Raw genomic sequence first — 20,726 nt, 5'->3', positions numbered from 1 at the left:
CTGGCAGGGGGTCAAGTGTCGCCCCATGCTCCTGCTGTGTCGAGTGACACCGTACGCCCCGGGGACGGAGCCGTTCCGCCGGGGCGGGACAGAATGGGCGGCGATGAACACGGATGCGGACGACGGCTGGTCCCTGGTCGTGCCCCTGAAGCCCCTGGCCCTGGCGAAGAGCCGGCTCGCCCCGGCGGCCGGGGAGCGACTGCGGCCCCGGCTGGCCCTGGCCTTCGCCGAGGACACGGTCGCGGCGGCGCTGGACTGCCCGGAGGTACGGGACGTGGTGGTGGTCACGGACGATCCCGCGGCGGGCCGGGCGCTGGCGGCGCTGGGCGCCCGGATAGAGCCGGACGTGCCGGCGGCGGGGCTCAACGCGGCGCTGGCGCACGGGGCCCGGGAGGTGCGGCGGCGGCGTCCGCACGCGCGCGTGGCGGCGCTGAACGCGGATCTGCCGGCGCTGCGCCCGGCGGAGCTGGCACGGGTCCTGGCGGCGGCCCGACAATTCCCCCGGGCATTTCTCGCGGATGCCGCCGAAATAGGTACGACATTCCTCTCGGCGGCTCCGGGGGTGGAATTGGAACCGGCATTCGGAGGTCCGTCGCGGCTTCGGCATTTGTCGTCCGGCGCGGTGGAAATCCGGCTGGCCGGGGTGGATTCCGTGCGCCGGGACGTGGACACCGGCGAGGACCTGGCGGCGGCGGGGTGGCTGGGGCTCGGCCCGCGGACGGCGGCCCGGCGGCCTGCGGCGGCCGGATAGGCTGCGGTCCATGCAGGCGACCGCGTACACGTACGACCCCGAGACCCGCAGCGGCAGTGTGCTGCTCGACGACGGCACCCCGGTGGAGTTCGGGACCGCCGCCTTCGACGCGGGCGGGCTCCGGCTGCTGCGGCCGGGCCAGCGGGTGCGGATCGAGGCGGAGCCGGGCACCTCGGGCGCGGGCCTGCGGATCACCCTGGTGACGCTGCAGACCTTCTGAGCGCTCCCCCGCTCTCCCCTTCCCCGCCCCCGTCACGGCTCCGGAACGCGCCGCGGGCCGGGCTCCCGTACGGGGAGCCCGGCCCGGCGGACGTGCGAGGACCGTCCTACTTCTTGGCGGCGGTCTTCTTGGCCGTGGCGGTCTTACGGGCCGTGGTCTTCTTGGCGGGGGCCTTCTTCGCCGTGACCTTCTTGGCCGGGGCCGTCTTCTTGGCGGCGGCCGTGGTCTTCTTGGCCGGGGTGGCCTTCTTCGCGGCGGCGGTGGTCTTCTTGGCGGCCGCCGTCGTCTTCTTGGTCGCCGCGGTGGTGGTCTTCTTCGCGGCCGCGGTGGTGGTCTTCTTCGCCGGGGTCGCCTTCTTGGCGGCGGCGGCCGTCGTCTTCTTGGCCGGCGTGGCCTTCTTGGCGGCGGCCTTCTTGGCCGTGGTGGCCTTCTTGGCCGCGGCCTTCTTGACCGTGGCGGAGGCGCCACCGGTCAGGCTGCCCTTGGGGGCCTTCTTGACGGAGACCTCGCCACCCTTGGGGAGCTTCTTCGAGCCGCTGACCAGGTCCTTGAAGCCCTGGCCGGCGCGGAAACGCGGAACCGAGGTCTTCTTGACCCGGACGCGCTCGCCCGTCTGCGGGTTGCGGGCGTAGCGGGCCGGACGGTCGACCTTCTCGAACGAGCCGAAGCCGGTGACCGAGACCCGGTCGCCGGACACCACGGCGCGCACGATGGCGTCGAGCACGTGGTCGACGGCTTCGGCGGCCTGCTGGCGACCGCCCAACTTGTCGGCAATCGCTTCTACGAGCTGCGCCTTGTTCACGTCTTCCCCTTCGGAGACTTTGCCGGAACGAAACTGTTCAAGCTTTTTCGCACGTTAGGCATGTATATACCGCAAATCAAACACGAAACGGTCTAATCACCCTAGTGCCGCAACGCGGAAGTGCCGTTGCGGAGTTCCTGGTGTCAGTCGTCTTCAGGGAATCGACCCTCGTCGAGGTCCTTCATCAACCGGTCCAGACGCGTTGCCGCGTCCGCGAGATCGTGCTTCGCCGCGGCCGTGACGACCAGCAGCTTCCGGGACAGCGCCATCCTTACGCCCTCCGGGACTTGCAGTGCGCGCACTCGGGTGTGCGCTTCTTTCAATCGGGCGGCGACTGCCTCGTAGAGCTCGAGTTGGCTGTCGCGTTCCATGCACCGATTGTGCCATCTAGGGCGAGTTGTCGCCCGACAGGGTCTCAACAAGCGACTGCGCCCCCCACCCGAGGGTGGGGGGCGCAGTCTTGGAAAAGCGCTGCTCAGGCCGTAATTGTACGGGGCTTGAAGGACGGCCTGGCCGCCTCGTAGGCCGCGATGTCGGCTTCGTTCTGAAGGGTGAGGCTGATGTCGTCGAGGCCGTTCAGGAGCCGCCAGCGGGCGTTCTCGTCGAGCTCGAAGTCGGCGTCGATCCCGTCCGCCAGGACCTTGCGGGCCTCCAGGTCGACGGTGACCTCGGCGGTGGGGTCGGCCTCGGTGAGCTCCCAGAGGGCGTCGACCGTCTCCTGCGGCAGGACGACCGTCAGCAGACCGTTCTTCAGCGAGTTGCCGCGGAAGATGTCGGCGAACCGGGCGGAGATGACGGCCTTGAAGCCGTAGTTCTGCAGCGCCCAGACGGCGTGCTCGCGGGAGGAGCCGGTACCGAAGTCGGGGCCGGCGACCAGGACCGTGGCGCCCTGCCGCTCGGGGCGGTTGAGGACGAACTCGGAGTCCTTGCGCCATGCCTCGAAGAGGCCGTCCTCGAAGCCGTCGCGGGTGACCTTCTTCAGCCAGTGCGCCGGGATGATCTGGTCGGTGTCGACGTTGCTGCGGCGCAGCGGGACGGCCCGGCCGGTGTGCGTGGTGAAAGCTTCCATGGTTCCTCAGACCCCCGCGGTGGTGACGGCGTCGGACAGGTCGGCCGGGGAGGCCAGGTGGCCCAGTACGGCGGTGGCGGCGGCGACCTGGGGGGAGACCAGGTGGGTGCGGCCGCCCTTGCCCTGCCGGCCCTCGAAGTTGCGGTTGGAGGTGGACGCGGAGCGCTCACCGGGGGCCAGCTGGTCGGGGTTCATGCCCAGGCACATGGAGCAGCCCGCGTGCCGCCATTCGGCGCCGGCCTCCTTGAAGACCTTGTCCAGGCCCTCCTCGACGGCCTGGAGGGCGACCCGGACGGAGCCGGGGACGACCAGCATGCGGACGCCGTCGGCGACCTTGCGGCCGTCCAGCAGGGCGGCGGCGTTGCGCAGGTCCTCGATGCGGCCGTTGGTGCAGGAGCCTACGAAGACGGTGTCGACCCTGATGTCGCGCAGCGGCTGGCCGGCGGTCAACCCCATGTACTCCAGGGCCTTTTCGGCGGCGAGGCGCTCCGAGGGGTCTTCGTACGAAGCCGGGTCGGGGACGTTCGCCGAAAGCGGGGCGCCCTGGCCGGGGTTGGTGCCCCAGGTGACGAACGGGGCCAGCTCGGCGGCCTCGATGACGACCTCGGCGTCGAAGACGGCGTCCTCGTCGGTCCTCAGGGTCTTCCAGTACGCGACGGCGGCGTCCCAGTCCTCGCCCTCGGGGGCGTGCGGGCGGCCCTTGAGGTAGGCGAAGGTGGTCTCGTCGGGGGCGATCATGCCCGCGCGGGCGCCGGCCTCGATGGACATGTTGCAGATGGTCATGCGGCCCTCCATCGAGAGTTTCTCGATGGCGGAGCCCCGGTACTCCAGGACGTAGCCCTGGCCGCCGCCGGTGCCGATCTTCGCGATGACGGCGAGGATCAGGTCCTTGGCGGTGACGTCGGCGGGCAGCTCGCCGTTGACGGTGATGGCCATGGTCTTCGGGCGGGCCATGGGCAGCGTCTGGGTGGCCAGGACGTGCTCGACCTGGCTGGTGCCGATGCCGAACGCCAGGCCGCCGAAGGCGCCGTGGGTGGAGGTGTGGGAGTCGCCGCAGACCACGGTCATGCCGGGCTGGGTCAGGCCCAGCTGCGGTCCCACCACGTGGACGACGCCCTGCTCGACGTCGCCGAGCGGGTGGAGCCGTACCCCGAACTCGGCGCAGTTCTTGCGCAGGGTCTCCAGCTGGGCGCGGGAGACCGGGTCCGCGATCGGCTTGTCGATGTCGAGGGTGGGGGTGTTGTGGTCTTCGGTGGCGAGGGTGAGGTCGAGGCGCCGCACCTGCCGGCCGTTCTGCCGGAGGCCGTCGAACGCCTGGGGGCTGGTCACCTCGTGCAGCAGGTGAAGATCGATGAAGAGGAGATCGGGCTCGCCCTCGGCGCGCCGGACGACGTGGTCGTCCCAGACCTTCTCCGCGAGTGTCCTACCCATCGCTTTCCCTCCGGCCGGCGGCTGCGCCGGCACCACTAGAGACCGTTGCGCGGTCCGTTGTGCGGCCGCCTCACCAGAGTGACAAGTTCCTCGGAAAATTGAACTTGCGTTTCACAGAGTGAGACGCGAATATCGTTGCATGGACAACTCTAGCGGCGTAGGCGTTCTCGACAAGGCAGCCCTTGTCCTGAGCGCCCTGGAGTCCGGTCCGGCCACCCTCGCAGGACTGGTCGCGGCGACGGGACTCGCACGACCCACGGCCCACCGTCTGGCCGTGGCATTGGAACACCACCGGATGGTGGCCCGCGACATGCAGGGCCGTTTCATCCTGGGTCCGCGGCTGGCCGAGCTGGCCGCGGCGGCGGGTGAGGACCGCCTGCTGGCGACGGCCGGGCCGGTGCTGACGCATCTGCGCGACGTCACCGGGGAGAGCGCACAGCTCTACCGGCGCCAGGGCGACATGCGGATCTGCGTGGCGGCGGCCGAGCGGCTCTCCGGTCTGCGGGACACCGTGCCGGTGGGCTCGACGCTCACGATGAAGGCCGGCTCGTCGGCGCAGATCCTGATGGCCTGGGAGGAGCCCGAGCGGCTGCACCGCGGTCTTCAGGGCGCCCGCTTCACGGCGACGGCCCTGTCGGGCGTACGGCGCCGCGGCTGGGCCCAGTCGATCGGTGAGCGGGAGCCGGGCGTCGCGTCCGTCTCCGCGCCCGTCAGGGGCCCGTCGAACCGCGTGGTGGCCGCCGTGTCGGTCTCGGGTCCGATCGAGCGCCTGACGCGCCACCCGGGCCGCATGCACGCCCAGGCGGTCATCGACGCCGCCGCCCGCCTCTCCGAGGCCCTCCGCCGCAACGGCTGATCCTCTTCTCTGTTCACCTGTACGTTCTCCGGCCCACCGCTCCAACGCCGCAGCGGTGGGCCGGAGTTGTGTGTGCGCCGCGCCGGGAACAGCGAAGAAGCCCTCCCCCGAAGGGAAGGGCTTCTCTGTCGCGTACCCCCGACCGGATTCGAACCGGCGCTACCGCCTTGAGAGGGCGGCGTGCTAGGCCGCTACACAACGGGGGCTTTGGATCATGCGGGCGTTTCCGCCGCAGACCCGAGCTGGTCTACCAGGACTCGAACCTAGACTAACTGAACCAGAATCAGTCGTGCTGCCAATTACACCATAGACCAATACGTGGTTAGACCAGCGTCGTACCCCCGACCGGATTCGAACCGGCGCTACCGCCTTGAGAGGGCGGCGTGCTAGGCCGCTACACAACGGGGGCCCTAGCGATCCTGCATCGGGTCCACCTGGGCGCTACCCAAGTGATCCCGCGGGAAGGATCTGTACCCCCGACCGGATTCGAACCGGCGCTACCGCCTTGAGAGGGCGGCGTGCTAGGCCGCTACACAACGGGGGCTCGTGGATGCCAATCCACTGGTTGCAGATGAGCTCTGCGAGCTGGCCTACCTGGACTCGAACCAAGACTAACTGAACCAGAATCAGTCGTGCTGCCAATTACACCATAGGCCACCGGGGCAACTTCCCCGCGAGGGGGATCTTGCTCGGCTTGCGCTTTCCGGGTTCTTGCCTTTCGGCTTGCTCCCCTCGGCGCAGGAAGAACATTACCCGAAGGTGGTCGGTGCTCCAAAACGGGTATCCCCGCGGAGCAGCGGGGGGAGCTGGTGGAGGTCGGTGATGCGGTGCAGGCCGGGCAGGTCGCCGGTGCCGGCGCGATCCAGCCAGATGCCGTGGAGCCCCGCCTCCTGGGCGCCGAGCGCGTCGATGTCGGGGCGGTCCCCCACGTACGCCACCTCGTGCGGGGCGAGGCCCAGGGCGGCGCAGGCGGCGTGGAACGCCTCGGCGGCCGGCTTGGCGCTGCCCAGCTCGGCGGCACAGAGGACGGCCTCGAAGTGGTCGCGGACGCCGAGGGCGCGCAGCTTCGGCTCCTGGGCGTGGATGCTGGAGTTCGACAGGACGGCCTGCCGGTAGGCGGGGGCGAGCAGGTCGAGGACGGGCAGGGCGTCGGGGAAGAGCTCCCAGGCGGCCTCGTAGTGGGCCACGTACCGGCCGAACCAGGCGTCGGCCTCGGGGTCGGTCATGGCGGGCCGGTCCAGGAAGGCACGGACGCGGTGGCGCCGCTGGTCCTGCCAGCTCCCCGCCGGCCGCTCCTCGTAGAGCCGCCAGTACAGCTCGGTGAGCTCCTTCCAGCGCCGCAGGGCGGCCTCGACGGTGCCGTGCAGGCCGTCCAGGCCCTCGGCGGCGAGGTGGGCGCGCATCCCGGCGCGGTCGGCTCCCGCGTAGTCGAAGATCGTGTCGTCCACGTCCCAGAGGACGGCCCGGATGCTCATGGGACCGACGGTACGCCGGTGGGGGCCCGCCGGGAGGTGTTTCCGGTACGACGACGGGGGCGGCGCCCGGAGGAGTCCTCCGGGCGCCGCCCCCGTGGGCGTGCGGGTGCCGCCTAGGCGGCGAGCTTCGCCAGGGCCGCGTCGATGCGGGCCAGGGTCTTCTCCTTGCCCAGGATCTCCAGGGACTCGAAGAGGGGGAGGCCGACGGTGCGGCCGGTGACGGCGACGCGGACCGGGGCCTGGGCCTTGCCGAGCTTGAGGCCGTGGGCCTCGCCGGCGGCCAGGACCGCGTTCTTGAGCGACTCGGGGTCGGTCCAGTCGGCCGACTCCAGTTTCTCGCGGGCGGTGGTGAGGAGGGCCTCGGGCTCGCCCTTCATCGCCTTGTCCCAGGAGGGCTGGTCGAAGACGGGCTCGGCCAGGAAGAGGAAGTCGACGTTGGCCGTGATCTCGGAGAGGACGGTCAGGCGGGTCTGGGCGTGCGGGGCGATCCGCTCCCAGGCCGCGCGGTCGAAGTCCTCGGGCGCCCAGGGGGCGTGCGGGGCCCGGAGCCAGGGCTCGCACGCCTCGGCGAACGCCTTCACGTCCAGCATGCGGATGTGGTCCGCGTTGATGGACTCGGCCTTCTTCAGGTCGAAGCGGGCCGGGTTGGCGTTGACGTCGGCGATGTCGAACTTCGCCACCATCTCGGGGATGGTGAAGATGTCCTGGTCGGCCGAGAAGGACCAGCCGAGCAGCGACAGGTAGTTGAGCAGGCCCTCGGGGAGGAAGCCGCGCTCCCGGTAGAGGTTGAGGGACGCCTGCGGGTCGCGCTTGGAGAGCTTCTTGTTGCCCTCGCCCATCACGTACGGCAGGTGGCCGAAGGCGGGGATCTCCTTGGCGACGCCCAGCTCGATCAGCGCCTTGTAGAGGGCGATCTGGCGGGGGGTGGAGGAGAGCAGGTCCTCGCCGCGCAGGACGTGGGTGATCTCCATCAGGGCGTCGTCGACGGGGTTGACCAGGGTGTAGAGCGGGGCGCCGTTGGCCCGGAGGATGCCGTAGTCCGGCACGTTCTCCGGAGTGAAGGTGAGCTCGCCGCGGACCAGGTCGGTGAAGGTGATGGCCTCGTCGGGCATCCGGAAGCGGACGATCGGCTCGCGGCCCTCGGCCTCGTACTGCGCGACCTGCTCGGCCGACAGCTCGCGGCAGTGGCCGTCGTAGCCGGACGGCCTGCCGGCGGCGCGGGCGGCCTCACGGCGGTCGTCGAGCTCGGTGGTGGTGCAGTAGCAGCGGTACGCGTAGCCGCCGGCGAGGAGCTTGTCGGCGACGTCCTTGTAGATGTCCATCCGCTGCGACTGGCGGTACGGGGCGTGCGGGCCGCCGATCTCGGGGCCCTCGTCCCAGTCGAGGCCGAGCCACTTGAGGGAGTCGAGGAGCTGCTCGTACGACTCCTCGGAGTCGCGGGCCGCGTCGGTGTCCTCGATGCGGAAGACCATGGTGCCCTCGTTGTGCCGGGCGAAGGCCCAGTTGAAGAGGGCGGTGCGGACCAGGCCCACATGGGGGTTGCCGGTCGGGGACGGACAGAAACGGACGCGGATCGCGTTAGCCACGCTTGATCACCCTGTTGGTGAGAGTGCCGATGCCTTCGATGGTGACGGCGACCTCGTCGCCGACGGTGAGGGGGCCGACCCCGGCGGGGGTGCCGGTGAGGATGACGTCGCCGGGGAGCAGCGTCATGGCCTCGGTGATGTGGACGACCAGGTCCTCGATGGAGCGGATCATGTCGCTCGTCCGACCGAGCTGGCGTTGTTCGCCGTTGACCGTGGCCTGGATGGCGAGGTCGCTCGGGTCGAGGTCGGTCTCCACCCAGGGGCCCAGCGGGCAACTCGTGTCGAAGCCCTTGGCGCGGGCCCACTGGGCCTCGCGCTTCTGCACGTCGCGGGCGGTCACGTCGTTGGCGCAGGTGTAGCCGAAGATCACGTCCTTGACGCGCTCCCGGGGCACCTCGCGGCACATGCGGCCGATCACCACGGCCAGTTCGGCCTCGTGGTGCAGCTCGCTGGAGAAGGAGGGGAACTCGACGGCGTCACCGGGGCCGATGACGGAGGTGGTCGGCTTGAAGAAGGCGACCGGGACCTCCGGGACCTCGTTGCCGAGCTCCTTGGCGTGCTCCGCGTAGTTGCGGCCGATGGCCACGACCTTGTTGGGGAGCACCGGCGGCAGGAGCCGTACCTTGCTCAGCGGGACCTTGGTGCCGCTGAGCTCGAAGTCGGTGTACGGGATGCCCTTGATGATGTCGAGGACGAGGCCGCCGGACTCGATGGTCCCCTCGCCCTCGACCGCGCCGAAGGCGACATTGCCGTCGATGGAGAATCTGGCGATGCGCACGAGTGCTGTCGCCCCTCACTTGGTACTGGCTGGAGTCTGACGCTCCAGGCTAACGCGGCGCGGGGCGGCCGACCGGCGGATATCGCCGGTGGCGGGCGGGCGGCGCCGGGATCAGGACTCGGTGAGGTAGGCCGGCACGTGGGGGGCGGGGGCCTGCATGAGCACGGTGCGGCGCGGGTTGGCCGTGGTGCCGGGCAGCTCGGTCGCGTACTCGGGGGTGGCGCCGCGGCCGAGGGCGGCGGCGTCCGCGAGGTGGGCGAGGGTGGAGCGGCGCGGGTTGGCCGTGGTGGCGGGGGTGGGTGCAGTCATCGCGCTGGCAGACCTTGTCGGGGCGGGCGCCCGTGCGGGCGCGAGAATGGTGTAAAGCGTCAGGCTAAATCAACGCGTTCCCTTCGAATGCATGGCTGAGACATCCATTCCCGTGTGAGTTTGCTCACCACTGGGTGGATATTCCGGTCATTACGGACCGGCATGTCAGGTCACGGAAAGGGACATTCCGTGACTGAACCCTGCATTCCGCTCCTGATCATCGCGACTGGGACACACGAGGGCGCCGGGTCATTGGAGCGGAAAAGTCCGAATCCTCCGTGATCATCTTCTACACCCCGTGACACCCCGCGTACGGTTGGTCATCCCCCCTGCGGTACAGACCGCAGCCCTTGTTGGAGTTCCGGCACTGTGCTGGAATTCCACGCACCGCCGCGGGTTCGACGCCGGCACGCAGGGGGCGCAACGCAGCGCCGGCCGAGTGGCGGAGAAGGGGGATCTGCGCCGGTCACCGACGACCACCTGGGGCGCACCGACGCGTCCCAACGACGCCGACACCGTCCGCTCCGGTTCCACCCGGAAGGACGCCTGGTCCAGAGGTTGCGACGCTAGTGCAGGGACGTTTCAAGAGGGATGGCGCGGGCTCCGCCCAGGCCCGCAAGGGCCGCGCGGAGGCTCCGTCGGAGCAGGAACCGCGTGCCGGGACCGATCGCGGTCCCGCGGCCCCGCACTCCGCCCAGCAGGCGCCCGGTCCGGGCGGCCAGGGCAGGAACCAGGGCAAGGCCGCGCGGCCGAACGGCGAGTCCGGCGAGGGCTCCGCACGCCGTTCCGGCCCGTCCGCGGCGCCCGGCGAGCAGAACGCCGCGGCGCGCGGGGAGAAGGGCGCCACGCCCGCGACCCCCGAGAACGCGGTCGGCCCCCGAATAGCCCTGCGCAACTGGCGCATCTCCACGCGCCTCGTGGCCCTGCTGACCCTCCCCGTGGTCGCGGCCACCAGCCTCGGCGGCATCCGCATCAACGAGTCGCTCCAGGACATGCAGCAGCTCGACCACATGCAGCTGCTGACCAAGCTGACCCGCGAGGCGACCGCGCTCGCCCAGGCGCTCCAGGCCGAGCGCGACCTCTCCGCCGGTCCGCTCGCCAACAAGCGGCCGACCAGCGACTACCAGGTCGCCAACCCCCGGCGCCGCACGGACCGTGCCTACGACTCCTTCCTCGACGCCACCCGGGCCATCCCGAACGGCGAGGACGACGAGGCGCTGCAGAGCATCCGCTCCAACGTCAGCACCATCGCCTCCCAGGTCATCGACCTCCACAACATCCGGACGAACGCCTACAAGGGCGGCGTCCAGCACTCCGTGACGGTCGAGGCGTACAGCCGTCTGATCCGCTCGCTGCTCAGCCTCTCCCAGGACATGGCGCAGGCGACCAGCAACCCCGAGATGATCAAGCGGACCCGCGCGCTCGCCGCGTTCTCGTCCGCCAAGGAGTACGCCTCCATCCAGCAGGCGATCATCGCGGGCGCCCTGCCGGCCAGCGACAAGAGCCCCGGCAGGTTCCAGCCCGGTGACCGCCTCTACGGCGAGGCCGCGCTCAACGGCGAGAACAACGCCTTCAAGTCCTTCACCGCGATCTACGAGGGCACCGGCGGCGACGCCACCGACCTCACCGACTCGCTCCGCTCCGGCAACCCCACCATCGTGGACGCCGAGAAGTACGCCGAGCGGGTGCTGAAGTCCGACGGCGCCATCGCCGGTGAGAAGGGGCGGCGCGGCTACCTCAACTTCACCGACGAGTACGAGACCAAGATCGCGGCCATGGGCCGCATCGAGAACCAGCTCCTCGGCGAGATGGAGTCGATGGCCCGTGAGCTGCGGCAGGAGTCGCAGCGCGAGGCCATCATCAACGGTGCGCTGATCCTCCTCGTCCTCGGCGTCTCGCTCATCGGCGCCTTCGTCGTGGCCCGGTCCATGATCCGCTCGCTGCGCCGGCTCCAGGACACCGCCACCAAGGTCGCCCAGGAACGCCTGCCCGAGCTCGTCAAGCAGCTCTCCGAGTCCGACCCGCAGGACGTCGACACCTCCGTCGAGTCCGTCGGTGTGCACTCCCGGGACGAGATCGGCCAGGTGGCCGCGGCCTTCGACGACGTGCACCGCGAGGCCGTCCGCCTCGCCGCCGAGCAGGCCCTCCTCCGGGGCAACGTCAACGCGATGTTCACCAACCTCTCGCGCCGTTCGCAGGGCCTCATCCAGCGTCAGCTCTCGCTCATCTCCGAGCTGGAGTCCCGCGAGGCCGACCCGGACCAGCTCTCCTCGCTCTTCAAGCTCGACCACCTCGCGACCCGTATGCGCCGGAACGGCGAGAACCTCCTCGTCCTCGCCGGCGAGGAGCCGGGCCGCCGCTGGACCCGCCCGGTCCCGCTGGTCGACGTGCTCCGTGCCGCCGCCTCCGAGGTGGAGCAGTACGAGCGCATCGAACTGGCCGCGGTCCCGGCGACGGACGTCGCCGGCCGGGTCGTCAACGACCTCGTGCACCTCCTCGCCGAGCTGCTGGAGAACGCCACCTCGTTCTCCTCCCCGCAGACCAAGGTCCGGGTCACCGGCCACGCGCTGCCCGACGGGCGCGTGCTGGTCGAGATCCACGACACCGGCATCGGCCTCTCCCCCGAGGACCTCGCGGCGATCAACGAGCGGCTCGCCTCGCCGCCCACCGTGGACGTCTCCGTCTCCCGCCGCATGGGCCTCTTCGTGGTCGGCCGCCTGTCCCTGCGACACGGCATCCGCATCCAGCTGCGCCCGTCCGACTCGGGCGGCACCACCGCGCTCGTCATGCTCCCGGTCGACGTCGCCCAGGGCGGCCGCAAGCCGGCCCCCAAGAGCGGTCCGGGCGCCCAGGGCGCGGCCCCGCAGGGCGGCAACGCCCCCGGCGGCCGTCTCCCCGGCGGCCCCGGCGCGGCCGGCGGTCCGGGTGCCGGACGTCCGGGTCTCGGCGGTCCCTCGGCTCCGGCCGGCCGCCTCGGCGCCGGCCCGGGTGCCGCGCGTCCGCAGGTCGGCCCGGCCGGCGGACCGCGCACCGCGCTGCCCGCCCGCGACGGCGCGCCGCAGGCCCCCCAGGCCCCGGCCCCGCGTCAGCCCCAGCAGCAGCCGCAGCAGCCCCAGCCGGTCGACGCCCAGCTGGAGCAGACCGGTCAGCTGCCGCAGCTCCCGCAGGCGCCGCAGCCCGGCCCGGGTGCCGGTCTCATCGGCGGCGCGGCGAGCGCCATCCCGTCCCGCACCGACGTGTGGGGCGGGCGCCCGCAGGCCCCGCAGAACCAGAACCCGAACCAGGCCCCGCAGGCCCCGCAGCAGCAGGACCCGCTGGGTGCCACGAACGGCTTCCCGCGCGCCGAGCTGCCCGGCGGCAACCCCCAGCCGCAGCGTCCGCAGGGCGCGAGCTGGGGCAGCGACCCGGCCCAGCAGCCGGTCCGCCGTCCGCAGCAGGACATGACGCCGCTGGACGCCCCGCGCGGCCACGACGACGCGGAGACCACCGGCTCCTTCGCCGCGCCCGGCGCGCCGCAGGGCCCGGGCTCGACGGGCCAGTTCGCGCGCCCCGACTTCGGCGCGCCGCAGGCGCCCCAGGCTCCGCAGGTCCCGCAGTACCAGGACCCGGCGTCCACCTCGCAGTTCCCGCGTCCGGACTTCGGTGCCCCGCAGGCCCCCCAGGCTCCGCAGCCCCAGGGTCCCGGCTCCACCGGCCAGTTCCCGCGCCCCGACTTCGGTGCCCAGCAGGCCCAGCAGGCCCAGCAGGCCCCGCAGGCTCCGCAGTACCAGGGCCGTCCGCCGTACGGCAGCCAGCCCTTCGTACCGCAGGCTCAGCAGGCGCAGCAGCAGGCGCCTCAGCAGCACGCCCCTCAGCAGCGCACCGGCAACGAGTTCGCGCCGCAGCAGCCGGGCCTCCCGCAGGCCCCGCAGCAGCCCGCGCCGCAGCACATGGCCCCGCAGGCTCCCGAGCCGCGGCAGCCGCAGCTCGGCCGGCCGCGCCGTCCGGAGGCCCTGCCGCCGGCGCCGGCCGCGGGCGACGGGCGCACGCCGCTGTACGACACGCTGGAGACCAACTGGTTCCACCAGGAACAGGGTCAGCAGCAGGCTCCGGCCCAGCCGGCGCAGCAGCAGCGGATGCCCGAGGTCGAGCAGACCATGCAGACCCCGGTCGTGCAGCAGCCCGCTCCGGCGGGTCCGCGGCCGGCCGGCGGTCCGGCCGCCGGTGACGGCGGACGGCAGGGCGCGGCCGGCTGGCGGCCCTCCCCCAACGACGATCTGGTGCGCCAGGCCGAGCGGGCGCGCAAGCCCTCCGCCGGCGGGGTCACCACCTCCGGTCTTCCGCGCCGTGTGCCGAAGGCCAACCTCGTACCCGGGACCGCCCAGGAGCAGGCCCACACGGCCGGCCCCCAGGTCTCGCGTGCACCCGACGACGTCCGTGGCCGGCTCACCAACCTGCGCCGCGGCATCCAGCAGGGCCGGCAGGCGGGCAACTCGACCACGGGTAGCTTCCACCTCGGCCCGAACCACCAGCAGGAGCGATAGTTGAGCGCGATGAGCCAGGCGGCGCAGAACCTGAACTGGTTGATCACCAACTTCGTGGACAACACCCCCGGGGTGTCCCACACGGTGGTGGTCTCCGCCGACGGCCTGCTGCTGGCCATGTCCGAAGGATTCCCCCGCGATCGCGCCGACCAGCTGGCGGCGGTCGCGTCCGGGCTCACCTCGCTGACCGCGGGCGCCTCCCGGATCTTCGAGGGCGGTCCCGTGGCGCAGACCGTCGTGGAGATGGAGCGCGGCTTCCTCTTCCTCATGTCCGTCTCGGACGGCTCCTCGCTGGCCGTGCTCGCGCACCCGGAGTGCGACATCGGCCTCGTGGGCTACGAGATGGCGCTGCTGGTCGACCGGGCCGGCAGCGTCCTCACCCCGGATCTCCGCGCGGAGCTCCAGGGCAGCCTGCTGCACTAGCGGTCCCCACCCGCTCACGGCACCTGTCCCCCCGACGGGGCGGTACTCCCCCCACACGTACCGCCCCCGGCACCGTTCAATCGTCCGGCCGCCCCATCCGGCCCCCCACCGGCCCCATCAGACGGCAGATGTCTTGCTGTCACGCCCGGAGGATTCATGACCCCGCCCCCCGCCTCTCACGATCCGTACGGCGGCTCGTCCCTGGACGATCCGTACGGTCATGAGGGCGACCAGCCGCTGGTCCGTCCCTACGCGATGACCGGCGGCCGGACCCGGCCGCGCTACCAGCTCGCCATCGAGGCACTGGTCAGCACCACGGCCGACCCGGCGCACCTCGCCACGCTCCTCCCGGAGCACCAGCGCATCTGCCACCTGTGCCGTGAGGTCAAGTCGGTGGCCGAGGTGTCCGCCCTGCTGTCGATGCCGCTCGGCGTCGCCCGGATCCTCGTGGCCGACCTGGCCGAGGCGGGCATGGTGGCCATCCACCAGCCGGGCAACGGAGAAGCCGGCGGCACGCCGGACGTGACACTGCTCGAAAGGGTGCTCAGTGGACTTCGCAAGCTCTAACGGCGGCGCGGCCAGATCGACCACCAGCGCGAAGATCGTGGTGGCCGGTGGCTTCGGCGTGGGCAAGACCACGTTCGTGGGTGCCGTCTCGGAGATCAACCCGCTGCGCACCGAGGCCGTGATGACGGCGGCCTATGTGGGACGACCTGGTCCGCGGCGCCATCGGCGCCGTCGTCCTCGTCGACACCCGCCGCCTCGCCGACTGCTTCCCCGCGGTCGACTACTTCGAGAACAGCGGTCTGCCGTTCGTCATCGCCCTCAACGGCTTCGACGGCGCCCAGCCGTACACGCCGGACGAGGTCCGCGAGGCGCTCCAGATCGGGCCCGACACCCCGATCATCACGACCGACGCCCGCCACCGCGCGGACGCCAAGAGCGCGCTCATCACCCTCGTCGAGCACGCCCTCATGGCCCGTCTCAAGTAGGCCGCTCAGCAGGGCAGTTGTCATATGCCCCCGTACCGGGCCGGCCGGAGTGGATCTGTGTCCTTCGACACGGCCGGCCCGGGCTTCATAACATTTCGACAGAGAATTGGGGCGCCTCGGACACCCGACGCATCCGGTCGGTGCCGCTGCGCTCACATGAGCCCCGCCATTTGGCGGGGCTCGCTCTTTATGCCCGTTTTATGTGAGGCGTGGACCACTGGAAGCGGGCCCGTCCCAGTGTTTGGAACGGACCCCCTTCACGTGCTGCAATTCATGAACTCCCGAGTAGTACGGCCCTGAACGAAACACCGGCACGACGTAGGTGCCGACGCCGAGAGGTTGTTGGTCGAGTGAGGCGAAGCATGGATGGCTCCGCGGAGCAGGAGGCGCGGGGCAACTTCACCCCGCCGTCGCGCGGCGCGGTGTCGCCCGCGGACGTACCGGTGACGCCCGCGCCCGCGCCCGCCCCGCGGGGCAGCTCCAGCCGGCTGTCCCCGCGCAACTGGCGCGTGCCCACCCGATTGAACGCGATCCTCCTCATACCCGTGCTCGTCGGCCTCGTCATGGGCGGCTTCCAGGTCAAGGGGTCGATCGACACCTGGCAGGAGGCCCAGGACGCCGAGAAGACGGCGCTCATCGTGCGCGCCGCCTCGGAGTACTCCACCGCCCTCCTCAACGAGCGCGACCTGACGGCCGCCCCGCTGCTCGCCGGCAAGGACCGCGGCGGCGAGGACATCACCCGGGCGTACGCCGCCACGGACGCGGCCCGCGCCAGCTTCGACGAGGCCGTCAAGAACATGCCCTCGGGCCAGGGCCTCGAGCGGCGTCTGCAGACGTTCAAGAACGAGGAGCCCAAGCTCGCCGCGCTCCGCAAGGCCGCCTACACGGCCGCGCACGACCCGGTGAACACCGAGCTCGGCTACACCGGCGTCCAGCACTACCTCATGGAGTTCGCCAACGAGCTCGGCCTGGGCACCGGCAACGTCACCAGCTACGGCCGGACCGTCTACGCCATCCAGCTCGCCAAGGGCGCCGGGTCGCTCCAGCGCTCCATCGGCACCCACCTGCTCGTCCGGCCCAGCGCCAAGGACGCCGTCTTCGCCCAGCAGTCGGTCGCCTTCAACTCGTACAACTACCTGGAGCAGATCGCCCTCGGCGAGTACAACTCCGGTGGCACCGCCGAGGACGTCGAGCGCCTGAAGAAGGTGATGGCCGCCAAGGCCGCCGACGGCGAGAAGAAGATGCAGGCCGCCGACGTCACCCTGCCCAAGGGCAAGGACGGTTCGGTCTACTCCGGCGTCGCCGGGCTGATCGGCACCGCCGAGGACGCGGACGCGATCAAGGCGCTCGCCGCCAAGGGCGTCACCGCCGAGACCTGGCTGGCGATCGCCACCGCCAAGTTCGACGGCTACAGCGAGGTCGAGAAGACCCTCGTCGACAAGGCCGTGGCCGAGGCCACCGCCATCTCCTCCGACGCCAAGACGGACGCCTGGGTCACCGGCGCGATCGTCGTCATCGCCCTGCTCGCCGCCTTCATCCTCGCCGGGATGATGGCCCGCCAGATGAGCCGCTCGATGCGCGAGCTGCGCACCGCGGCCTTCGGCATCGCCGAGCAGCGCCTGCCGATGCTGGTCGACCAGCTCTCCCGGACCGAGCCGGGCCGGGTCGACACCCGCGTCCAGCCCATCCCGATCGACTCGCAGGACGAGATCGGCGAGGTCGCCCGCGCCTTCGACCAGGTCCACCGCGAGGCCGTCCGGCTCGCCGCCGAGCAGGCCATGCTCCGCGGCAACGTCAACGCGATCTTCACCAACCTGTCGCGCCGCAACCAGTCGCTGATCGAGGGCCAGCTGACCCTCATCACCGACCTGGAGAACAACGAGGCCGACCCGGACCAGCTGGAGAACCTCTTCAAGCTGGACCACCTGGCGACCCGTATGCGCCGCAACGGCGAGAACCTCCTCGTCCTCGCCGGCGAGGAGCCGGGCCGCCGCTGGGACCAGCCGGTCCCGCTGGTCGACGTGCTGCGCGCCGCCTCCTCCGAGGTGGAGCAGTACGAGCGCATCGAGATCGCCGGCGTGCCGGAGGCCGAGATCCACGGCCAGGCCGTGACCGACCTCGTGCACCTGCTCGCCGAGCTGCTGGAGAACGCCACCACGTTCTCCTCCCCGCAGACCAAGGTCCGCGTCACCGCGACCCGTCTCCCCGACGGCCGCGTGATGGTCGAGATCCACGACAAGGGCATCGGCCTCACCGCCGAGGACTTCGCGGACATCAACCACAAGCTGGCGAACCCGCCCACCGTGGACGCGGCCGTCTCCCAGCGCATGGGTCTCTTCGTGGTCGGCCGGCTCTCCGACCGGCACGGCATCCGCGTCCAGCTCCGCCCCTCGGGCGAGCAGGCCGGCACCACCTCGCTGGTCATGCTGCCGGACGCGATCACCCACGGTGGCGGTGGCGAGCAGCCGGCCCAGGACGACTTCACCGTCTCCCAGATCATCCCGCACCAGCAGCAGGGCGGCTTCGAGGCAGCCCAGGCGGCCCCGATGCGCACCGCGGCCGAGCTCGGCTTCGACGACTCGCGGTACGAGCAGCAGGGCGAGGGCCGTCAGCTCGACCCGGTCAACCGCTCGCTGATACGCGAGGAGCGCCGTGCGGCCCTGGAGGCCCAGGTACAGGGCGGCGACGCGCCGCTCTACGCCGAGGAGGCCGGGCAGGGCGGCGAGTACGCCCAGGAGCAGGGCTACGGCCAGGAGTACCCGCAGGAGTACGAGCAGCAGCAGCCGCAGGCCCAGGAGTACGCCGGCGAGTACGGCCAGGAGTACGCCCAGGGCTACGAGCAGCAGCCGCAGGACGGCTACGGCTACCCGCAGCAGCAGGGGTACGAGGAGTACGGCCAGCAGTCCGGCGCGTACCCGCAGCAGACGTATGCGGAAGCGGCGTACGGCGCCCAGGAGCAGACCCACGCCGGATACGACCAGGCGTTCGAGGCCCAGTCCCACCAGGGTGAGTGGCCCGCGCAGAGCTCCTACCAGGGTGCTTTCGACCAGGGTTACCGGCCGGAATCGGAATCTTCGCAGGCCGCTCCCGAACAGGGCCACGAGCGCGTAGGCTTCGACCGTCCGGCTCCGGCTCCGAGTCCCGCTCCGGACACCGGCAACGGGCTGACCGACGCCGGTCTGCCGCGCCGCGGCGGTGCCGCCCCGCAGGCGCCCCAGGTGCAGCGGCCCGCGCCGCCGGCCCAGCCCGCGCAGCCGGTGGGGCAGGACGAGCAGAACCAGCACGACGGCTCCGACGAATGGCGCTCGGCCAATGACGAGCGCTGGGAGCAGGCCAAGAAGCTCCGCGAGCCGAAGGCGGGCGGGGTCACTCCGTCCGGTCTCCCCCGGCGCGTCCCCAAGGCCAACCTGGTCGAGGGCACCGCGGAGCAGACCCCGCAGGGCGGCCCCCAGGTCTCCCGCGCGCCCGAGGACGTCCGGGGCAGGTTGAGCAACCTGCGCCGCGGTGTCCAGCAGGGACGCACCGCGGGGTCGGACACGAACGGATCGGGCCTCGGCCCGGGTAATACCTACAACCAGGAGCGTTAGTGTGAGCGCGATGAGCCAGGCGGCGCAGAATCTGAACTGGTTGATCACCAACTTCGTGGACAACACCCCCGGGGTGTCCCACACGGTGGTGGTCTCCGCCGACGGACTCCTGCTGGCCATGTCCGAGGGGTTCCCCCGGGACCGTGCCGACCAGCTGGCGGCGGTCGCGTCCGGGCTGACCTCGCTGACGGCGGGCGCGTCCCGGATCTTCGAGGGCGGCGCGGTCAACCAGACCGTGGTGGAGATGGAGCGCGGCTTCCTCTTCATCATGTCGGTCTCGGACGGTTCCTCGCTGGCCGTCCTCGCCCACCCGGAGTCCGACATCGGTCTCGTGGGCTACGAGATGGCCCTGCTCGTGGACCGGGCGGGCTCCGTCCTCACCCCGGACCTGCGGGCCGAGCTCCAGGGAAGTCTTCTCAACTAACAGACACAGAGTGCGTTTCACGTCACCGCACCGTTAGGGTGCGGTGACGCGGCTCCAAGGGACATGGACCGCGAAGCAGTCGGAGGAGGAGACGTGGGAACACCCCCGGGGGCGAACCCCTACAACGGTTTCGATGCGCATCAGGCGCCGATGGGCGACACCGCGCAGAACCGGTACAACTTCCCTTCCGCACCCAGCAGACAGGGTGTCCCCCAGCCTTACGGGCAGCCGCAGCAGCAGGCGCAGCCGGTGGCCCCGCGTGCCGCGGGCGGCGCGGGCGCCGGCGGCGGGCACAACCCGCTCGTGCGTCCGTACGCGATGACCGGCGGCCGCACCCGGCCGCGTTACCAGCTCGCCATCGAGGCGCTGGTCAGCACGACCGCCGATCCGGCCCGGCTGCAGGGGCAGTTGCCCGAGCACCAGCGGATCTGCCGGCTGTGCTTCGAGATCAAGTCGGTCGCGGAGATCTCGGCCCTCCTCTCCATCCCCCTCGGCGTTGCCCGGATCCTCGTCGCCGACCTGGCCGAGGCCGGACTTGTCGCCATCCACCAGCCCGGCGGCGACGAGGCCGCCGGCGGTCAGCCAGACGTGACACTGCTCGAAAGGGTGCTCAGTGGACTTCGCAAGCTCTAGCGGCGGCGCGGCCCGTTCTACCACCAGCGCGAAGATCGTGGTGGCGGGCGGCTTCGGCGTGGGCAAGACCACGTTCGTGGGTGCCGTCTCGGAGATCAACCCGCTGCGTACCGAGGCCGTCATGACGTCCGCGTCCGCGGGCATCGACGACCTCACGCACACCGATGTGGGACGACCTGGTCCGCGGCGCCATCGGCGCCGTCGTCCTCGTCGACACCCGCCGCCTCGCCGACTGCTTCCCCGCGGTCGACTACTTCGAGAACTCGGGCCTCCCCTTCGTCATCGCCCTCAACGGCTTCGACGGGAACCAGCCGTACGCCCCGGAGGAGGTCCGCGAGGCCCTCCAGATCGGTCCGGACACCCCGATCATCACGACCGACGCCCGCCACCGCGCGGACGCCAAGAGCGCGCTCATCACCCTCGTCGAGCACGCCCTCATGGCCCGCCTGCGGTAACCGTCCCGACGGCTCGTCGGCAGCAAGCACCACGCGAAAGGGCCCCCGCTCTCCTCGAAGGAGAGCGGGGGCCCTTTCGGTGCGTCCGGGGCGTCAGCGCCAGCTGTGCGGGGCGCGGAAGCCGTTCTCGCGCTCCAGGCGGCGCCAGCCGGCGGTGGTGCGGCCGTGGTGGCCGGCGGCCGGCTCGGGCTGCGCGGCGGCGCGGGCGAGCAGGACCGCGGTGATGGCGGCCAGCTCCTCGGGGTCGGCGTGGCCCTTCTCGACGCGGAGAAGGTTGGCTGTGGCAGGCGTGGTCACTTCGGTGGACTCCTCTTACTGAGGCGGGTTGCCGTGCTTGCGGGACGGCAGGTCGGCGTGCTTGGTGCGGAGCATGGCGAGGGACCGGATGAGCACCTGGCGGGTGTCGGCGGGG

General features: G+C 71.4%; 18 protein-coding genes, 5 tRNA genes and 2 pseudogenes. 11 read left to right on the top strand and 14 right to left on the bottom strand.

The window, feature by feature from the left end; genetic code table 11:
• The first annotated feature begins 103 nt into the window (after positions 1–103).
• Both cofC and IF73_RS0131535 read left to right on the top strand, forming a co-directional pair.
• Positions 104–751, top strand: a complete 648-nt coding sequence (gene cofC, locus IF73_RS0131540; RefSeq protein WP_031013925.1) for a 2-phospho-L-lactate guanylyltransferase — start codon at positions 104–106, stop codon at positions 749–751.
• Between the two features lie 10 nt (positions 752–761).
• Complete coding sequence (locus IF73_RS0131535; protein WP_031013924.1) at positions 762–971, top strand: hypothetical protein; 210 nt, start codon at positions 762–764, stop codon at positions 969–971.
• 106 nt (positions 972–1,077) lie between these two features.
• Here the strand turns inward: IF73_RS0131535 and IF73_RS0131530 are convergent, their stop codons facing one another.
• The 4 genes from IF73_RS0131530 to leuC all read right to left on the bottom strand — a co-directional run bounded on the left by IF73_RS0131530 (position 1,078) and on the right by leuC (position 4,273).
• Positions 1,078–1,773, bottom strand: a complete 696-nt coding sequence (locus IF73_RS0131530) for an HU family DNA-binding protein (protein WP_031013923.1) — start codon at positions 1,771–1,773, stop codon at positions 1,078–1,080.
• A gap of 143 nt (positions 1,774–1,916) precedes the next feature.
• Positions 1,917–2,144, bottom strand: coding sequence for a hypothetical protein (locus IF73_RS0131525; RefSeq protein WP_031013922.1), 228 nt, complete (start codon positions 2,142–2,144; stop codon positions 1,917–1,919).
• A gap of 104 nt (positions 2,145–2,248) precedes the next feature.
• The gene (leuD, locus tag IF73_RS0131520) at positions 2,249–2,842 is read right to left on the bottom strand and encodes a 3-isopropylmalate dehydratase small subunit (RefSeq protein ID WP_031013921.1); all 594 of its coding nucleotides are present in this window, start codon (positions 2,840–2,842) and stop codon (positions 2,249–2,251) included.
• 6 nt (positions 2,843–2,848) lie between these two features.
• Positions 2,849–4,273, bottom strand: a complete 1,425-nt coding sequence (gene leuC / locus IF73_RS0131515) for a 3-isopropylmalate dehydratase large subunit (RefSeq protein WP_031013920.1) — start codon at positions 4,271–4,273, stop codon at positions 2,849–2,851.
• Between the two features lie 139 nt (positions 4,274–4,412).
• On the opposite strand from leuC, the gene ndgR reads away from it, so the two are divergent.
• On the top strand, positions 4,413–5,129 hold the full coding sequence (gene ndgR / locus IF73_RS0131510; RefSeq protein WP_005311436.1) for an IclR family transcriptional regulator NdgR: 717 nt from the start codon (positions 4,413–4,415) through the stop codon (positions 5,127–5,129).
• Positions 5,130–5,262: 133 nt separating this feature from the next.
• Here the strand turns inward: ndgR and IF73_RS0131505 are convergent.
• The 9 genes from IF73_RS0131505 to IF73_RS0131465 form a co-directional block, all read right to left on the bottom strand.
• A tRNA-Glu gene (locus IF73_RS0131505) sits at positions 5,263–5,335 on the bottom strand.
• Positions 5,336–5,371: 36 nt separating this feature from the next.
• A tRNA-Gln gene (locus IF73_RS0131500) sits at positions 5,372–5,443 on the bottom strand.
• Positions 5,444–5,465: 22 nt separating this feature from the next.
• Positions 5,466–5,538, bottom strand: a tRNA-Glu gene (locus IF73_RS0131495).
• 62 nt (positions 5,539–5,600) lie between these two features.
• A tRNA-Glu gene (locus IF73_RS0131490) sits at positions 5,601–5,673 on the bottom strand.
• 41 nt (positions 5,674–5,714) lie between these two features.
• Positions 5,715–5,786, bottom strand: a tRNA-Gln gene (locus IF73_RS0131485).
• 92 nt (positions 5,787–5,878) lie between these two features.
• The gene (locus IF73_RS0131480) at positions 5,879–6,604 is read right to left on the bottom strand and encodes an HAD family hydrolase (RefSeq protein ID WP_031013919.1); all 726 of its coding nucleotides are present in this window, start codon (positions 6,602–6,604) and stop codon (positions 5,879–5,881) included.
• A gap of 113 nt (positions 6,605–6,717) precedes the next feature.
• The gene (gene gltX, locus IF73_RS0131475) at positions 6,718–8,190 is read right to left on the bottom strand and encodes a glutamate--tRNA ligase (RefSeq protein WP_078868366.1); all 1,473 of its coding nucleotides are present in this window, start codon (positions 8,188–8,190) and stop codon (positions 6,718–6,720) included.
• Positions 8,183–8,968 carry a fumarylacetoacetate hydrolase family protein gene (locus IF73_RS0131470; protein ID WP_031013917.1) on the bottom strand — a complete coding sequence of 262 codons (786 nt, stop codon included), beginning with the start codon at positions 8,966–8,968 and terminating at the stop codon, positions 8,183–8,185. Before IF73_RS0131470 ends, gltX begins: the two co-directional genes overlap by 8 nt.
• Before the next feature lie 111 nt (positions 8,969–9,079).
• Positions 9,080–9,277 carry a hypothetical protein gene (locus tag IF73_RS0131465; RefSeq protein ID WP_031013916.1) on the bottom strand — a complete coding sequence of 66 codons (198 nt, stop codon included), beginning with the start codon at positions 9,275–9,277 and terminating at the stop codon, positions 9,080–9,082.
• A gap of 569 nt (positions 9,278–9,846) precedes the next feature.
• Here IF73_RS0131465 and IF73_RS0131460 point away from each other — a divergent pair.
• From IF73_RS0131460 to IF73_RS38170, 8 genes and pseudogenes are all read left to right on the top strand, one after another.
• Positions 9,847–13,800, top strand: a complete 3,954-nt coding sequence (locus tag IF73_RS0131460; protein ID WP_031013915.1) for a nitrate- and nitrite sensing domain-containing protein — start codon at positions 9,847–9,849, stop codon at positions 13,798–13,800.
• Between the two features lie 9 nt (positions 13,801–13,809).
• A complete protein-coding gene (locus tag IF73_RS0131455) occupies positions 13,810–14,223 on the top strand; it encodes a roadblock/LC7 domain-containing protein (RefSeq protein WP_030496942.1) in 414 nt (137 codons plus the stop codon).
• A gap of 156 nt (positions 14,224–14,379) precedes the next feature.
• Complete coding sequence (locus tag IF73_RS0131450; protein WP_031013914.1) at positions 14,380–14,790, top strand: DUF742 domain-containing protein; 411 nt, start codon at positions 14,380–14,382, stop codon at positions 14,788–14,790.
• Positions 14,771–15,215: pseudogene (locus IF73_RS38175) on the top strand (GTP-binding protein). The gene IF73_RS0131450 and the pseudogene IF73_RS38175 overlap by 20 nt, the downstream one beginning before the upstream one ends.
• A 350-nt stretch (positions 15,216–15,565) precedes the next feature.
• The gene (locus tag IF73_RS0131440) at positions 15,566–18,802 is read left to right on the top strand and encodes a nitrate- and nitrite sensing domain-containing protein (RefSeq protein ID WP_031013913.1); all 3,237 of its coding nucleotides are present in this window, start codon (positions 15,566–15,568) and stop codon (positions 18,800–18,802) included.
• 10 nt (positions 18,803–18,812) lie between these two features.
• Entirely contained in the window at positions 18,813–19,226 is a 414-nt protein-coding gene (locus IF73_RS0131435; protein WP_030496939.1) for a roadblock/LC7 domain-containing protein, read from the top strand.
• 93 nt (positions 19,227–19,319) lie between these two features.
• Positions 19,320–19,859, top strand: a complete 540-nt coding sequence (locus IF73_RS0131430; protein ID WP_031013912.1) for a DUF742 domain-containing protein — start codon at positions 19,320–19,322, stop codon at positions 19,857–19,859.
• Positions 19,840–20,314: pseudogene (locus tag IF73_RS38170) on the top strand (GTP-binding protein). Before IF73_RS0131430 ends, IF73_RS38170 begins: the two are co-directional and overlap by 20 nt.
• Positions 20,315–20,407: 93 nt before the next feature.
• On the opposite strand, the gene IF73_RS0131420 reads toward IF73_RS38170, so the two are convergent.
• Positions 20,408–20,611 (bottom strand): acyl-CoA carboxylase subunit epsilon, encoded by a 204-nt coding sequence (locus IF73_RS0131420; protein ID WP_031013911.1) that lies wholly within the window; start codon positions 20,609–20,611, stop codon positions 20,408–20,410.
• Positions 20,612–20,726 lie beyond the last annotated feature (115 nt).

This window comes from Streptomyces sp. NRRL F-5727 (assembly GCF_000719555.1).
GTDB lineage: Bacteria > Actinomycetota > Actinomycetes > Streptomycetales > Streptomycetaceae > Streptomyces.
Note: the sequence above shows the minus strand (reverse complement) of the source record. Positions and strands in the feature narration are given on the sequence as shown.

Excerpts from the sequence above, each read along its gene's own strand:
- cofC (WP_031013925.1), top strand. The coding sequence starts at position 104 with ATGAACACGGATGCGGACGACGGCTGGTCCCTGGTCGTGCCCCTGAAG.
- IF73_RS0131535 (WP_031013924.1), top strand. The coding sequence starts at position 762 with ATGCAGGCGACCGCGTACACGTACGACCCCGAGACCCGCAGCGGCAGT.
- IF73_RS0131525 (WP_031013922.1), bottom strand. The coding sequence starts at position 2,144 with ATGGAACGCGACAGCCAACTCGAGCTCTACGAGGCAGTCGCCGCCCGA.
- leuD (WP_031013921.1), bottom strand. The coding sequence starts at position 2,842 with ATGGAAGCTTTCACCACGCACACCGGCCGGGCCGTCCCGCTGCGCCGC.
- leuC (WP_031013920.1), bottom strand. The coding sequence starts at position 4,273 with ATGGGTAGGACACTCGCGGAGAAGGTCTGGGACGACCACGTCGTCCGG.
- ndgR (WP_005311436.1), top strand. The coding sequence starts at position 4,413 with ATGGACAACTCTAGCGGCGTAGGCGTTCTCGACAAGGCAGCCCTTGTC.
- IF73_RS0131480 (WP_031013919.1), bottom strand. The coding sequence starts at position 6,604 with ATGAGCATCCGGGCCGTCCTCTGGGACGTGGACGACACGATCTTCGAC.
- IF73_RS0131465 (WP_031013916.1), bottom strand. The coding sequence starts at position 9,277 with ATGACTGCACCCACCCCCGCCACCACGGCCAACCCGCGCCGCTCCACC.
- IF73_RS0131455 (WP_030496942.1), top strand. The coding sequence starts at position 13,810 with ATGAGCCAGGCGGCGCAGAACCTGAACTGGTTGATCACCAACTTCGTG.
- IF73_RS0131450 (WP_031013914.1), top strand. The coding sequence starts at position 14,380 with ATGACCCCGCCCCCCGCCTCTCACGATCCGTACGGCGGCTCGTCCCTG.
- IF73_RS0131435 (WP_030496939.1), top strand. The coding sequence starts at position 18,813 with ATGAGCCAGGCGGCGCAGAATCTGAACTGGTTGATCACCAACTTCGTG.